The sequence below is a fragment of the Bradyrhizobium sp. WSM2254 genome (assembly GCF_000472645.1).
In the GTDB taxonomy this organism is placed as follows: domain Bacteria; phylum Pseudomonadota; class Alphaproteobacteria; order Rhizobiales; family Xanthobacteraceae; genus Bradyrhizobium; species Bradyrhizobium niftali.
The window spans coordinates 1-15459 of record NZ_AXAB01000014.1 but is presented as its reverse complement, the minus strand read 5'-3'; the positions used below and the strand labels follow the sequence as shown (position 1 = coordinate 15459).

At 63.7% G+C, this 15459-nt stretch carries 11 protein-coding genes; 2 read left to right on the top strand and 9 right to left on the bottom strand.

Annotated features, from left to right (window positions below; all coding sequences use genetic code 11):
• Nucleotides 1-2 precede the first annotated feature (2 nt).
• From A3M7_RS0110910 to A3M7_RS0110875, 8 genes are all read right to left on the bottom strand, one after another.
• The gene (locus A3M7_RS0110910; protein ID WP_027543961.1) at nucleotides 3-1250 is read right to left on the bottom strand and encodes an adenylate/guanylate cyclase domain-containing protein; all 1248 of its coding nucleotides are present in this window, start codon (nucleotides 1248-1250) and stop codon (nucleotides 3-5) included.
• Nucleotides 1247-1636 (bottom strand): response regulator, encoded by a 390-nt coding sequence (locus tag A3M7_RS0110905; protein WP_018648152.1) that lies wholly within the window; start codon nucleotides 1634-1636, stop codon nucleotides 1247-1249. The genes A3M7_RS0110910 and A3M7_RS0110905 overlap by 4 nt, the downstream gene beginning before the upstream one ends.
• Entirely contained in the window at nucleotides 1633-4764 is a 3132-nt protein-coding gene (locus A3M7_RS46370) for a GAF domain-containing protein (protein WP_084302015.1), read from the bottom strand. The genes A3M7_RS0110905 and A3M7_RS46370 overlap by 4 nt, the downstream gene beginning before the upstream one ends.
• A 162-nt stretch (nucleotides 4765-4926) precedes the next feature.
• Nucleotides 4927-8022, bottom strand: coding sequence for a MexW/MexI family multidrug efflux RND transporter permease subunit (locus A3M7_RS0110895; RefSeq protein WP_027543960.1), 3096 nt, complete (start codon nucleotides 8020-8022; stop codon nucleotides 4927-4929).
• A gap of 75 nt (nucleotides 8023-8097) precedes the next feature.
• A complete protein-coding gene (locus tag A3M7_RS0110890; RefSeq protein WP_027543959.1) occupies nucleotides 8098-9288 on the bottom strand; it encodes an efflux RND transporter periplasmic adaptor subunit in 1191 nt (396 codons plus the stop codon).
• Between the two features lies 1 nt (nucleotide 9289).
• Nucleotides 9290-9991 carry a TetR/AcrR family transcriptional regulator gene (locus A3M7_RS0110885; RefSeq protein ID WP_198033731.1) on the bottom strand — a complete coding sequence of 234 codons (702 nt, stop codon included), beginning with the start codon at nucleotides 9989-9991 and terminating at the stop codon, nucleotides 9290-9292.
• Between the two features lie 136 nt (nucleotides 9992-10127).
• Nucleotides 10128-10718, bottom strand: a complete 591-nt coding sequence (locus A3M7_RS0110880; protein ID WP_027543957.1) for a thiamine pyrophosphate-dependent enzyme — start codon at nucleotides 10716-10718, stop codon at nucleotides 10128-10130.
• Entirely contained in the window at nucleotides 10715-11257 is a 543-nt protein-coding gene (locus tag A3M7_RS0110875; RefSeq protein WP_027543956.1) for a phosphonopyruvate decarboxylase, read from the bottom strand. Before A3M7_RS0110875 ends, A3M7_RS0110880 begins: the two co-directional genes overlap by 4 nt.
• 105 nt (nucleotides 11258-11362) lie before the next feature.
• On the opposite strand from A3M7_RS0110875, the gene A3M7_RS0110870 reads away from it, so the two are divergent.
• Nucleotides 11363-12583 (top strand): cytochrome P450, encoded by a 1221-nt coding sequence (locus tag A3M7_RS0110870; RefSeq protein WP_027543955.1) that lies wholly within the window; start codon nucleotides 11363-11365, stop codon nucleotides 12581-12583.
• A 194-nt stretch (nucleotides 12584-12777) separates the two neighbouring features.
• A complete protein-coding gene (gene rocD, locus A3M7_RS0110865; RefSeq protein ID WP_027543954.1) occupies nucleotides 12778-13992 on the top strand; it encodes an ornithine--oxo-acid transaminase in 1215 nt (404 codons plus the stop codon).
• Between the two features lie 353 nt (nucleotides 13993-14345).
• Here rocD and A3M7_RS0110860 read toward each other — a convergent pair whose 3' ends face one another.
• Complete coding sequence (locus A3M7_RS0110860; RefSeq protein ID WP_027543953.1) at nucleotides 14346-15380, bottom strand: IS110 family transposase; 1035 nt, start codon at nucleotides 15378-15380, stop codon at nucleotides 14346-14348.
• Nucleotides 15381-15459 lie beyond the last annotated feature (79 nt).

Here is a 15459-nt window from a genome sequence, read left to right as displayed (position 1 = left end):
TCCTATTCCAGTTGCATGCGAATGCCCTTGGCGCCGTTGAGCAGGCGCTTCAGGTGAAAACCGGCCAGCGGATCGTCGGCGTGCATCCCGACCAGCGCGGCAAAGGCCGGCATGGCGGCGGCGTCGCCGGCCTCCATCTTGGCAAAAGCCTCGGAATAGAGCGTCGTCACCGGCGCTTCGAATTTGGCCCGCGGCAGCGGCTCGAACGCGCGCAGCGGCTCGCTGCGCCCGCGCAGCATCAGCTCGCCCACGGGACGGCCCTGAAAATTCTCGGCCGCCCCGGCGACGCTGGAGCTGACGCAGATGCGGGTGCCGAGATGCTTGTTGGCGGCTTCCAGCCGCGCCGCGATATTGATGGAGTCGCCATAGGCGGTGTAGTCGAAGAAGCGGTTGCCGCCGAAATTGCCGACCAGCGCCGGGCCGGCATGGGCACCGATCCGGGTCGCCCCGAAGTTCACGCCTTTCGCCCTCCAGCGCGCGGAGAAGTCCTCCGCCCAGGCGTCCAGATCATGGGCACAGGCGACCGCGCGCGTCGCATAGTCCGGCTGGTCGCCGGGCGCGTTGAACAGCACCTGAATCGCATCGCCGATGATCTTGGCGACCGTCCCCTCATGCGCGAAGACGATCTCCGTCATGCCGCCGACATATTCGTTGAGGAGCTCGCCGAGCGTCTGCGGGGCCGCGCTCTCGACCAGCGACGTGAAGCCGGTGATGTCGGTGAAGAGGGTGGCGACATCGCGCCACTGCACCTCCATCCCGCCTTCGACATCCGCAGCCAGGCGCCTTGCGATCTCCGGCGAGAAGAAACGCGACAGCGAGGCATGGGCGCGCTCGGCTTCGATCTGGCGCCGCCGCACCTCGCGCAGCATCTCCACGTGGCCGATGGTCTTCTGGATCGTGGCTTCCAGATCGGCGAAGTCGATCGGCTTGGTCAGGAAGTCGAACGCACCGCGGTTCATGGCGATGCGGATGTTGCTCATGTCGCCATAGGCGGAGACGATGATGGTCGACTTCTTGTCCTCGGCCTCCTGGAGCTTTGCCAGCAGCGACAGCCCATCCATCCGCGGCATGTTGATGTCGGAGACCACCATGTCGACATGCGGATTCTGCTCCAGCGCCTCCAGCGCCTCGAGGCCGTCGCGGGCGAACATGAGGGTGAGCAGCCCGTCGCGAATCTGCCTGCGGAACTTTTGCAGGATCAGCGCCTCGAGGTCCGGCTCGTCGTCGACGAAGAGGATGGTCGCAGTCATGCGGCTTGCTCGAGCCTCGTGTCGATCTCCTGGCGCAGCAGTGCAAAGTCGATCGGCTTGGTCAGGAGCCCGTGGGCGCCTCGCTCGATCGCCTTTCTGCGTGTCTCGGCGTCGCCATAGGCGGTAATCATGATGACGGGAACGTGCGGATAGTCGGCGCGCACCTTCGGCAGCAGGTCGAGCCCGCTCATGCCGGGCATGTTGATGTCCGACAGAATCAGGATCAGCGAAGGATCGCGAACCTCGGCGGCACGCCTCAGCGCATCGGCCGCAGAGGGAGCAAACTCCATCTGGAAGCGGCCGGCCCGCAGGTCGCGCCGGAAGTGCTGCCTGAACAGCGGTTCGACGTCGGGCTCGTCATCGACGACCAGGATATAAACGTTCAAGTCTTGCCTCCGGCAGTGTCGCCCGCTGCCATCGTGCGCGGCAGCGTGATGATGAATTCGGTGAATACACCCGGCTCGGTCTTCACGTCGATCGTGCCGCCATGCTGCTTCACGACGATGTCATGGCTCATGGACAGGCCGAGCCCGGTGCCCTCACCGGCCGGCTTGGTCGTGAAGAACGGATTGAATAGTTTCTCCTTCACCTCGGGCGGAATCCCGGTGCCGTTGTCGCGGATCCGGATCTCGACCTTGTCGCCGAGGCTCCTGGTTGCGGCGCTCACGATCGGCTCAAAACCTTCCGCAGTGCCCTCCTTGCGCTTGGCCGCGGCATAGAAGCCGTTCGAGATCAGGTTGAGGAAGACGCGCGTGATCTCCTGCGGATAGATGTCGACCAGGCCGGCGGCGGGGTCGAACGCGCGCTGGAGCGTGACGTTGAAGGCGGGCCTTTCGGCGCGCGCGCCGTGATAGGCGAGATTGAGGCTCTCCTCCATGACCGCATTGATATCGACGGGGCGATGTTCGCCGGAACCCTGGCGCGAATGCACCAGCATGTTCCTGACGATGGAATCGGCGCGCTTGCCGTGCTGCACCACCTTCTCGAGATTGCCCCTGAGCATGCCGGTCAGCTCGTCGATTTCCGTCTTGGTCTTGCCATCGAGCTTTGCCGCTTCGAGCACCTCGTTGAGCTCGTCGATCAGCTCGGTCGAAACCGACGAGAAGTTGTTGACGAAGTTGAGCGGATTCTTGATCTCGTGCGCGATTCCCGCCGTGAGCTGGCCGAGGGAGGCGAGCTTCTCGGTCTGGATCAGGCGATCCTGGGCGGCGCGCAGATCATCGAGAGACCGCGACAGCTCTCTGGTGCGTTCCTGGACCTCCTCGAACAATCGGACATTCTCGATCGCGATGAGGGCCTGATCTGCAAATGTGGTGGCGAGTTCGATTTGCTTGTCGCTAAAGGGCCGCACCATATGCCGCGTCAGGACAAACACGCCGATTGGCGTCCCCTCTCGAAGCAGAGGCACACCAAGCATCGTACGCACGTTTGAACGCCTTCGAGCGGACGAGGGTGCATATTCCGGGTCGGCCTGCACATCCGGGACATGAACCGTCTTGGCGTCGAGCAGCGTACGCCCGACCACACTTCCCCGTTCGGGTACGGAAGCGAATGTCCGAAGCTTGTTTTCTTGCTCCGCGTCAAGCCCGCAGCTTGCCGCCAAATAGAAGACGCCATCGCTAGGCCGAAAGATCGTGCCTTCGTCCGCATCACACAAGCGAGCCGCCGAGCCGACAAGGGTGTTCAGCACAGTTTGCAGGTCGAACGCCGAACGGCTGATGACTTTCAGCACATCGGCGGTCGCCGTCTGCTGCTGCAACGACTCAGTCAGATCATCCGTGCGTCGGCGAAGCTCCTTGAGCAGCCGCGCGTTCTCGATGGCGATGACGGCTTGTTTGGTGAAGTTCTCGACCAGAGCAATCTGCTTGTCGGTGAAGGGCCGGACCTCCTTGCGATAGACTGCGATCGTGCCGATCAACTCGCCTTCTCTTAGCATCGGCACGACAATGATCGTGCGGGCGCCAGCAAGGTCGGAGATTGCGCGAATGCTTGAACCTCCCGCAACATAAGCAGGCGTGTCTTGCACATCGTGAACGTGAACAACTTGGCGGGTCCTGACAACGGCGGCGAGCGCAGTCTCCGGATGAGGGCGGATCGCCACGTCTCTTCGCGAAGCGGCGAACGCCGGCGGCACGTTGTAATCAGCCGCCATAGTGAAGGTTTCGCCATCCCACAGATTCATGACCCCGAAATTCGCGCCACAGACTCGCGTGGCATTCTCGAGCATCTTGTGGAACACCGGCGTGAGTTCGCCCGGAGACGAACTAATCACCTGTAAAACCTCCGAAGTGGCTGTCTGTTGCTCCAGCGACTCGCTCAATTCAGCAGTCCGCTGCTCGACCTTGTTTTCAAGGTCCGCGTAGGATTCCTGCAAGCGCGCACCCATGTCGTTGAACTGGTCGGCGAGCCCCTCGAGCTCGTCGCCGGTCCGGATCGCAATGCGCTGGGAGAAATCGCCGCCCCCGATCCGCTCGGCGCCGCTGCGCAGCGCCTGGATCGGTCCCACCATGCGGCGCGCGAGGAATATCCCCGCAAGCACCGCGAAGATCGACGCCGCCAGCAGCACGATCGCAAGCCGCTGCAGCGAGGCATAGAGCGCGGCATAGGCCTCCTCGACCGGCAGCTCGACGAACATGGTCCAGTGCAGCGGCTCGATCGGGGCCGATGCGGTCAGCACCTTCTGCCCCTGGATGTTGCGCGCTTCGGGAAGCGGATCGGACATGGTACCGCCTCCGGCCTGCGCGGCGCGGACCTGCGCGAGGTTCGACATGTCGGTGTTGCGCAGGACCAGGCTGATATCGGGATGCGCGATCAGGCGCCCCTCCGGCCCGACCACATAGGCGTCTCCGTGCTCGCCGACCTTGATCTGGGAGACGACGTCCCAGATCAGCTTCAGATTGACCTCCGCGATGCTGACGACGGAATCCTTGCGCGCGCCGGCCAGCGCCAGCGTCATGTAGGGTTCGGAGTCCCTGCGGAAATAGACCGGTCCGTAATAGACCTTATGCGCGACCGCCTCGGTGAACTTCGGGTCGGTCGACAGGTCGATCCCGCTGTCGATCGCGTTCGTCGCCAGCCGCGAGACCCGCAACCGCTCCTTGCCGTTCGAATCCACCTGGGCGAGCTCGGTGATCCCCGGCACCTGGCGCAACAGCCGCAGCGCGTCGAACCGGCGTTGCTCGATCGAGTCCGCCGACCACGGCAGCTGCGTGGTCCAGCCGAGCTGGCTCTCGATCTCCTTGACGAACTGGCCGATCTTGGCGGCCGCCGCCTCGGCCTGCTCATGCTGGACCCGGATCAGCGAGGCCTTGTGCTCACGATAGTAGAAGAAGACTTCGAACAGCCCGTTGGCAAGCAGCGCGACGGCGACGACGGCCACGAACAGTGCGACGTATTTGGTGAACAGCCGGATCCTGATCCCTCGCCCCGTCGCTTCGCCGGCCACTGCTCCATCCGGCGCCGCGCTCTGCGACGTCCTGGCTTGCGGGGTGTCGGGATGGAGGGAGAGGCTCATCCAGCGGAACCTAGCAAGAAGACGAGACCTTGTCTCTCGCGAGCCCGGCCAAGGGCCCGCCCAACAGCCGCGGTGGCCACCGCATCAGCACCGGCGGGTACAACGGAAAAAGGGCGGCAGCGGATTGGCCGCTGCCGCCCTCCGATTCGCTTGCTACCGGTCTCAGGTCGGCCGGAGCGCCTTGGAACCGAGGTCGAGCTCGTTGACCTGCTTGTTCCGCTCGGAATCCGCCGCCGCGCGATGGTCGGTCGCCAGCACCACGTAGACGGCGGGCAGCACGAACAGCGTGAACAGCGTGCCGATCGACATGCCGGCGACAACGACCAGACCGATCGAGAAGCGGCTGGCCGCACCCGCGCCGGTCGCGGTCAGGAGTGGGATCAGACCCGTCACCATCGCGGCCGTGGTCATCAGGATCGGCCGCAGGCGGATGCGGGCCGACATCTCGATGGCCGAGCGGCGGTCGAGCCGCTCGTTGATCTGGAGCTCGTTGGCGAACTCCACCATCAGGATGCCGTGCTTGGTGATCAGACCGACCAGGGTGAGCAGACCGACCTGGGTGTAGATGTTCATGGTCGCGGCGCCGAAGAACAGCGGGATCAGCGCGCCGACGATCGCCATCGGCACCGAGATCATGATCACCAGCGGATCACGCAAGCTCTCGAACTGGGCTGCCAGCACCAGGAAGATGATGATCAGCGCGAAGCCGAAGGTGATCGCGAGCTGGTTGCCTTCCTGCACATACTGCCTGGAGTCCGCGAGATAGTCGTGGCTGAAACCCTGCGGCAGCTTCTTGGCCTCGCTTTCGAGGAAGTCGACCGCAGCACCAACGGTCACGCCGGGCATCGGCACGGCCGAGAACGTCGCCGAATTGAGCTGGTTGTAGTGGGTCAGCGAGTTCGGATCGGTCTTGGTTCTGATCGAGACCACGGTCGACAGCGGAAGCTGCTGGCCGGTGTTGGTCGTCACATAGTAGCCGCCGAGCGATTCCGGCGAGAGCCGCTTGCCTCGGGGCACCTGCGGAATCACCTGGTAGGAGCGGCCCTCGAGATTGAAGCGGTTGATGTAATTGCCGCCGAGCAGCACCGCGAGCGTGCTGCCGAGGTTCTGCATGTTGACGCCGAGATCCTGGGCCTTGGTGCGGTCGATCGTGACCTGCACATTCGGCTGGTTATAGGCAAGGTCGCTGTCGGAGACGATGAACATGCCGCTCTTGCGCGCGGCGTCCTTCAGCTTCTCCATCTGCTCATAGACGGTCTGGAATCCGGCGGTGGAGTTGATCACCATCTGCACCGGCAGGCCGCCGGGTCCGCCGGGCAACGGCGGCAGGTTGAAGGCGAAAGCCTGCACGCCCTCGATCTTGGAGAGCTCGGCCTGCACCAGGGGCTTCAACTGGATCGACGAGCGCTTGCGCTCCTCCCACGGCTTCAGCAGCATGCCGGCGATGCCGCCCTGCGGACCATTGATGCCGTTCAGCACGAAGCGCAGATCGGTCTCCGGGAATTTCTGGAATTTCTCGTCGAGCTTCTCGCCGTAAAAATCGACATAATCGATGTTGGCGTATTTCGGCGCCTTGGTCACCGCGAACACAATGCCCTGGTCTTCCTCCGGCGCCAGTTCCTTCGACGTGTGCATGTAGAGGAAGCCGACCAGCCCGAGGATCGTCACTGCGAACAGACCGGTAATGGCCTTGTAGTCGAGCGAGCGGTCGAGCCTGCGGCCATACCAGCGCGTCAGCGCGCCGAACACCCTGTTCACCAACTTGGCGAACCGGCCCTCTTCGGTGTTCTTCAGCAGCACCGAGCACATCATCGGCGACAGCGTCAGCGCGATCACGCCCGACACGATCACCGAGCCCGCCAGCGTGAAGGCGAATTCGCGAAACAGCGAGCCGGTGAGGCCGCCGAGGAAGCCGATCGGCGCGTACACGGCCGCGAGCGTGATGGTCATCGAGATGACGGGACCCACGATTTCGCGCGCGCCCTCCAGCGAGGCTTGAACCGGCGTCTTCCCTTCCTCCAGATGGCGGTGGATGTTCTCCACCACGACGATGGCGTCGTCGACGACGAGGCCGATCGCCAGCACCATCGCCAGCAGCGTCAGCAGGTTGAAGCTGAATCCCAGCGCCAGCATCAGCGTGCAGACGCCGATCATCGATAGCGGGATGGTGACGACAGGAATGATGACGGAGCGGAATGACGCCAGGAACAGGAAGATGACCACGATCACGATGATCACGGCTTCGCCGAGCGTCTTCTCGACCTCGTCGATCGAGGACTGGATGAACTTGGTGGAATCGTAGGCCACCTTCATCTTCATCGACGGCGGCAGGTTGCGCTCGAGCTCGGGGAACAGCGCGCGCACGCCCTTGACCAGCGTCAGCGGGTTGCCCTGCGGGGTCGCCTGCACGCCGATGAAGATCGCGTGCTCGCCGTTGAAGGCGACGCTGGCGTCCGTGCTTTGGGCTGCAAGCTCGACGGTGGCGATGTCCTCCATCCGCACGAAGCCGCCGTCCTTGGCCTTCACGATCATCTTTCTGAACTGGTTGACGTCTGTCAGGCCCGTATTCGTCGAGACGTTCGAGACGATCAGATAGCCCTTGGTCTGGCCTGCCGCGGACTGGAAGTTGTTGGCGGCGATCGCCGATGCGACGTCAGCCGGCGAGACATTGCGGCCGGCCATCTTCACGGGATCGAGCCACAGCCGCATCGCGAAGTTCTGGGCGCCGAGGATGTCGGCAGAGGCCACGCCGTCGACGGTCGACAGCACCGGCTGCACCACGCGCGTCAGATAGTCCGAGATTGCCGAGCCCGACAGCTCCTCGGAGGAGAAGCCGAGATACATCACCGCCGTGGTCTGGCCCGTCGTCTTGGTGACGATCGGGTCGTTGGATTCCTTCGGGATCAGGTATTTGACCGAGTTCGTCTTGGCCAGCACCTCGGTGAGCGCCTGGTTCGGATCGAAGTTCAGCTTGATGTAGACCTGGATCGTCGAGGTGCCGAGCACCGACGACGAGGTCATGTAATCGACGCCTTCGGCAGAAGCGACCGCCTGCTCGATCGGCGTGGTGATGAAGCCCTGGATCAGGTCCGCGGATGCGCCGGGATAGACGGTCGTGATGTTGATGACCGTGTTCGACAGTTTCGGATATTGCCGGATCGGCAGCACCATCGCCGCGCGCAGGCCGATCAGCAGGATCAGCAGGCTGACAACGACCGACAGGACCGGGCGTTTGATGAAAATATCAGTAAAGCGCATCGCGGCGATCTCGATTTCGTTGACTTGCACGAACATGATCCGGCCGTGCCGGATCATGCTGCGACGTTTGCGGTGTCAGTAGCGCGGCGGCTGCGCCGGGATCTGCGGGGCCGGGTCGGTCGAAATCGACACCGCCGCGCCCGATTGCAGCTTGAGCTGGCCGACGGCGACGACCTTGTCGCCCGGCTTCACGCCTTTGATGATTTCGACGCGACCCTCGACCCGGTTGCCGGTCTGCACGAACGTGCGCACCGCGGAGAGGCTGGTCTTGCCGTCCTCTTCCTTCTTCTCGGTGATCACGAACACGGAGTCGCCGTACAGCGTGTAGTCGACCGCCGTCTCCGGGACGGTGATCACCGCCGGCTTGTCCGGCAGCACCACCGTGGTGGTCACGAACATGCCTGGCTTCAGGATCTTCTCCGGATTGGCGACGGTCGCCTGCACGCGAATGTTGCGGGTGTCGGTCGAGATCTGCGGCTCGATCGTGGTGATCTTGGCGTCGAAGGTGCGGCCCGGATAGGCGTCGACCTTCAGCCGAACCGCTTGGCCGACCTTGAGGTTGCCCGAGTCCTTTTCCGTCACCGTGAAGTTGGCCCAGAGCTCCGACAGATCGGTCAGCGACACGATCGCCGTACCGGCCGTCAGATATTGGCCGACCTCGACCTTGCGGACGCCGAGATCGCCGGAGAACGGCGCGCGCACGAACTTCTGCGAGATCAGCGCTTCGGTCTTGGCGATGCCGGCCAGCGCCTGGTCGTACGCGGCCTGCGCCGAATCGACGGTCGCCTGCGGGCCGAACTGGCGCGACGCCAGTTGCTTGGCACGATCGAGCGAGAGCTGCGCGACGGTCGCCTGCGCCTTGTAGTTGGCGAGATCGCCCTGATCGGGCGCGTCGAACAGCTGCACCAGCGGCGTGCCGGCCTCGACATGCGAACCCGGCTCGAACTTGATCTCGGTGACGCGGCCGTTGACGTCGGCGCTGACATCGACCTGGTGCACGGCGGCAAGCCCGCCGACCGCGGTCAGCAGGTTAGGCACCACCTCGGACTTCGCCTCGGCCGCACTGACCACGGTCGGCGGCGGCTTGTTGTTGGCGAAGAACTGCTTGATCATCTGGCCGCGGAAGTAATTGAACCAGACGAGGCCGCCGACGAGCACGCCGAGCAGCGTGCCGACGATGACGAACCAGAGCACCGGCCGGACCGGACGCTTGGGAGCCTTGTCGATCGGTTCGCCCGAAATCTTGTGTTCGGTTACGATGTTCATGTCATGCACTTTCTGCAATCGCCGTCTTGCCGACACCCGGCGCCTGATCGCGGCCCAGATGTGAAGCAATTGCGGCGTCGTTAAGTCCGATACCTCTCAGGAGAAACTCACAGAGCTGACGCTCCAGATCGTTCGCCTTGCCGTAAGCGAGACAGGGCGTAGCCGGCAGCCTGGTCAGGGCCGCCGTCATCAACGAATGATGCGCAAACCAGAACAGGTTGAGTGGATCGCCAGTGCAGGGCCGCGCGTCCCCGGCGGCAACCGCACGCTCGAGCGAGGCGATGAAGACCGCCCCGATCAGCTTCTCGATCTTGGCATATAGCAAACGGGCGAATTCGCCATCATCCAAATGACTCGTGGCCATCAGTCGCAGGCGCTGGGCCTCTTCCTGGTCCGGACCATCGGCGATGCGGAGGAAGTGCTGGACCATGCCGCGGATCAGCTCGACCATGGTGGCGGTGGATGGCTCCCGCTCGAGAAGGTCCGTCAGCGCCGGATCGGCTTCGCATTCGTCGCTGAGAATTTCAGCGTAGAGCGCCGCCTTGGAGGGGAAGTGCTTGAACAGCAGGGCTTCGGAAATGGCAGCGGCGGCCGCCACGCTCTTGGTCGTGGTGCCGGTATAGCCGTGTCGGGCAAAGCAGCGCTTTGCGGCGCCGAGGATCAATTGACGCCTCAGGTCGCTCGTCATTCGCAGTGAGCTCATGGGATAGTGAGTAAGCACTCACCCACGCAAAAGTCAAGCATTATGCTGCATCGCAACCTGGAAGCGTTGTAATTTCAGTGGAAATTGCCCCACCTGCACGGCCTACGTGCAGGCGAGGTCGCCGCGGGGAATGGACCTAGATCGGCTGGAAGCCGAGATCGCCGCGGATCCGGTTGACGATGTAGGTCCCGTCCCGGCTCGGCAAGATCCGCTCAAGGCTGGCGCTGTCGATCTTCACATTGGCAAATCGCGGCCCTGCCGAGACGTCGTGGACGGCTTTGGCAAAGGCCTCGACCTCGGCCATGGTCGAGATCGCGCGGGCGTCCCGGATGCCGCAGGCCTTGGCGACGCCGACGAGGTCGGCGGCGGCCGAGGTGTGGCTGGTCTGGCCGCCAGTCTCGCCATAGGCCTCGTTGTCGAGCACCACGATGGAGAGGTTGGACGGCTTCTGGAGCCCGATGGTGGCAAGGCTGCCCATGCCCATCAGCATCTCGCCGTCGCCGGTGATGACCAGCACCGGCAGTTTCGGCTGCGCCAGCGCGAGCCCCAGCCCGATCATCGCGGCGCCGCCCATGCCGCCCCAGAGATAGAAGTTGCGGGCGTGATCGCCGGCGGCACACATGTCGTTGGTGGAGGCCCCGAGGCCGCCGATCGCAACCACATCCTTGCGGTCCGCAAGCAGCGTCGAGACCACCTGGCGGCGGTCGAGGAGATTGGCCTTGCTCATCTGGTGAAAACCTTGGCGCCGATCAGGCGCTGCGACAACAGGACAGCGGTGGGCGTGAGCGCGTTATAGGCCTGCGCTGCGGCCGCCTCCAACACCGCCGGCACCTCTGCCGCATTGGAGGCGCGCAGCACCTTGACGCCGGAGAGCTCGAACACGCCCTGCGTGGTCGAACCCATCGGCACCTGCCACGGATTGAACTCGCCCCACTCGCCGCGCATGGTCACCAGCGTGAGGAACGGAAAGCGCAGGATCGGGATGAGCGACAGCATGTTGATGCAATTGCCGACCCCGCTCGACTGCATCAGCAGGACACCGCGCTGCCCGCCGGTCCAGGCGCCCGCGAGAAGCGCCACGCCCTCCTCTTCCGTCGTCAAGGGAATCCCGCGCATCGTGGTGGATCCCAGCACGCGCTGGATCAGCTTCGAATGGCCGGCATCGGGCACGTAAGGCACCTGCCGGACGTCGAAGCGTTGCAATGTCGCGAAAATATCGTCGGGCCAATTCGGGGCCGTGTCGGCAGCGTCAGCGCGGGCGTGCATTTTCCTGTCCGGTCGGCTAGCAAGGTGCGAAGACTGTAGACGCATGCTCGCGTCGATCAGAACAACAAAAACGGCATATCGGCCCTAACCGGCGAGTATAACGGGATGAACGCAGATGCGAAGGAGCTGGCGGCAAGCTTCGACCTCGAGAAGCTGACGCCGGAGTTCTACGACAACCCCTACCCGACCTATCGTGCACTGCGGGAGAACGAGCCGGTCAAGCGCCTGCCGAACGGCACCGTGTTCCTGACCCGCTACGACGACCTCGTCGCCACCTACAAGAACACCAAGTCGTTCAGCTCGGACAAGAAGCGCGAGTTCGCGCCGAAATACGGCGACACCCCGCTCTACGAGCACCACACCACGAGCCTCGTCTTCAACGATCCGCCGGCACACACCCGCGTGCGCCGCCTGATCATGGGCGCGCTGTCGCCGCGCGCGATCGCGGGGATGGAGGGCGATCTCGTCAAGCTGGTCGATGGCCTGCTCGATGCCATCGCCGCCAAGGGCCATTGCGAGCTGATCGAGGATTTTGCCGCCTCGATCCCGATCGAGGTGATCGGCAATCTGCTCGACGTGCCCCATGACGAGCGCGCGCCGCTGCGCGACTGGTCGCTGGCGATCCTCGGCGCCCTCGAACCCGTGGTGTCGAGCGAAGCGGCCGCGCGCGGCAACAAGGCGGTGAAGGACTTTCTCGCATATCTCGAAACGCTGGTCGCGCGCCGGCGCGGCAAACCCGGCAATCCCGACCGCGACGTGCTGACGCGCCTGATCCAGGGAGAAGGTAACGGCGAGCGGCTGACGGAGAAGGAGCTGCTGCACAATTGCATCTTCCTGCTCAATGCCGGACACGAGACCACCACCAACCTGATCGGCAACGGCCTCGTGGCACTGGACCGGAATCCGGACCAGAAGCAGCGGCTGATCGGCAACCCCGACATGATCAAGACAGCGGTGGAGGAGATCCTGCGCTACGAGAGCTCGAACCAGCTCGGCAACCGCATGACGACCGAGAAGATCGAGCTCGGCGGCGTCATGCTCGACGCCGGCACGTCGGTGACGCTGTGCATCGGGGCCGCCAACCGCGATCCCGCGCAGTTTCCCGCCCCCGAGAGCTTCGACATCGCACGGACGCCGAACCGGCATCTCGCCTTCGCCACCGGCGCGCATCAATGCGCCGGCATGGCGCTGGCGCGGCTCGAGGGCGCCATCGCGATCTCGCGCTTCCTGGCGCGCTTCCCGAACTTCGCCGTGAACGGCCAGCCGGTGCGCGGCGGACGGGTACGGTTCCGCGGCTTTTTGAGCGTGCCCTGCGCGATCGGCTGAGGCCCGAAAACAAAAATGTCGAAAACAACCCCATGCACAGTAGCGGAGGCTAACGGAAGATTGCCTCGGTGGATCCGCATAACCATTTGACAAAGGGAGGCAAATCCGCGGCTTCGCGCATCTCGCCGGGCCCGGATGAATTTGAGCGCGGTGCAGTCGGTTGTCGCCGGCACGCAATAATGGAGTGACGAAAGATGAGCTCGTCCGTCATTGATTACTTCGCAACGGAAGCACGCTTTGGCGCCCATAATTACGAGCCGATCGGGGTCGTCCTGTCGCGCGGCGAAGGTGTCTGGGTCTGGGATACCGACGGAAACCGTTATCTCGATTGCCTCTCGGCCTATTCCGCGGTCAGCCAGGGCCACTGCCACCCCAAGATCCTGGCGGCGATGGTGGAACAGGCACACAGGCTGACGCTCACCTCGCGCGCCTTCCACAACGACCAGCTCGCCCCGTTCTACGAGGAGATCGCGGCGCTGACCGGCTCCCACAAGGTGCTGCCGATGAACAGCGGCGCCGAGGCGGTCGAAAGCGCGATCAAGTCGGTGCGCAAATGGGGCTACGAGGTGAAAGGCGTGCCGGACGGCCAGGCCGAGATCATCGTCTGCGCCGACAATTTCCACGGACGCACGCTGGGCATCGTCGGCTTTTCAACGGACCCCGAGACCCGCGGACACTTCGGTCCGTTCGCGCCGGGCTTCAGGATCATCCCGTTCGGCGACGCCGCGGCACTCGAACAAGCGATCACGCCAAACACCGTCGCCTTTCTGGTCGAGCCGATCCAGGGCGAAGCCGGCGTCATCATTCCACCCGCCGGCTATTTCGCCAGGGTGCGGGAGCTGTGCACGGCCAACAACGTCATGCTGGTGCTCGACGAGATCCAGACCGGGCTCGGCCGCACCGGCAAGCTGCTCGCCGAACAGCACGAGGCAATCGAGGCCGACGTGACCCTGCTCGGCAAGGCCTTGTCCGGCGGCTTCTATCCCGTGTCGGCCGTGCTCTCGAACAACGAAGTGCTCGGGACATTGCGACCCGGGCAGCATGGCTCAACCTTCGGCGGCAACCCGCTGGCCTGCGCGGTGGCGCGCGCGGCGATGCGCGTGCTGGTCGAGGAAGGCATGATCGAGAACGCGGCCAGGCAGGGCGCGCGCCTTCTGGAAGGCTTGAAGGACATCCGCGCCAACACGGTCCGCGACGTGCGCGGGCGCGGCCTGATGCTGGCGGTCGAGCTGCATCCCGAGGCCGGCCGCGCGCGCCGCTACTGCGAGGCGCTCCAGGGCAAGGGTATCCTCGCCAAGGATACCCATGGGCACACGATCCGCATCGCCCCGCCGCTGGTGATCACCAGCGACGAGGTCGACTGGGCGCTGGAGCAATTCGCCACGACCCTGACGCAGGATTTCTCCTGAAGCTGCCTGCGTCGGAAGATCGCAATGCCAGCCGCAGCCAACAACGAACCATTCCGCCATTTGTGCGCTGAAAGCTGATCACCGGGCGATTACTCATCTGTGGACGCCCCGCGAGATGCAAGCGATTTTTGAAGAAGATCGGCACGTAGTCGGATGCTGCCATCTGTCCGGCCTCTGATGGTGCAGCGATGAAGCTGCGGGCCCGTATGGGAGTTCGCAGACCGGAACCAAATCATAAAAGCGTGCTCTGGGCACGATGAGTACGCCTGGTTCTTCCGGCCTCGTCTCGCCGACTGTTGCGCCATACTCTCCTTCGACCGACTACACCTCCGACGACCTCAGGTCCGCCAGGATCACGCCTTGGCTGCGACCGGAGCCCTGTAATTCTCCTGCTTGATAAGTAGCGCCCAGACGATCCGCGCCATCTTGTTGGCGAGGGCGACTGTTACCAGCATGCGTGGTTTGCGAGCCAGCATCTGTTCGAGCCACGAACCCCTTGGCGCACCGCGTTTGCTTGCCTGTTGCACAACCGCGCTGCTGCCGATGATGAGGAGGCGCCTAAGCGTGCGTTCGCCCATCTTGGATGTCGCACCGAGCTTCTGCTTGCCGCCTGTCGATCTTTGAAGAGGCGTGAGACCGAGCCATGCCGCGAAGTCACGGCCTTTGGAAAAGGTCTCGGCCGGCGGTGCTAGAGCGGCGATCGCGGTGGCGGAGATTGGGCCAATGCCAGGAATGGTCATCAGCCTGCGCGATACCTCGTCTTCGCGAGCGCGCCGAGCGATCTCCTGGTCGAGATATGCGATCTTGCCATTCAACTCGGCGAGCAGGTCTAGCATCACTCGTAACATGGGGCGGGCCGCTTCGGGAAGTGAACTGGCCATAGCTTCTTCTTCGATGTGGTCGGTAAGTTTCGCCACATGTGATGGCCCCTTGGGCGCGATCCAACCATACTCCGTGAGGTGTCCTCGGATCGCGTTGATGAGCTGGGTTCGTTGCCGCACTAACAGGTCACGGGTTCGAAATACCAAGCCCGCAGCCTGTTGCTCCTCGCTCTTTACGGCAACGAACCGCATGCTCGGCCGCTGCGCGGCTTCGCAGATCGCCTCAGCATCAATCGCGTCGTTCTTTTGTCGCTTCACAAATGGCTTTACATACGCGGGAGGGATCAGCCGAACGCTATGGCCAAGCTGCGCGAGCTGCCGAGCCCAGTGATGAGCTCCTCCACATGCCTCTAAGGCTACTGTGCAGATCGGCTGAGCCGCGAAGAAATCCAGCAACTTTCCCCGGCTGATCCGTTTGCTGAATAAAGTCCGTCCTTTCCCATCCGCGCCATGAACGTGGAAAACATGCTTGGCGATATCCAGACCGATTATGCTAACCTCTGCCACGGACGCCTCCCTTAAGTGGTGCTAAACACCTCCACTTTGGCACATCGATGCCGTCGGCGGGGCGTCCACCCCATCATAA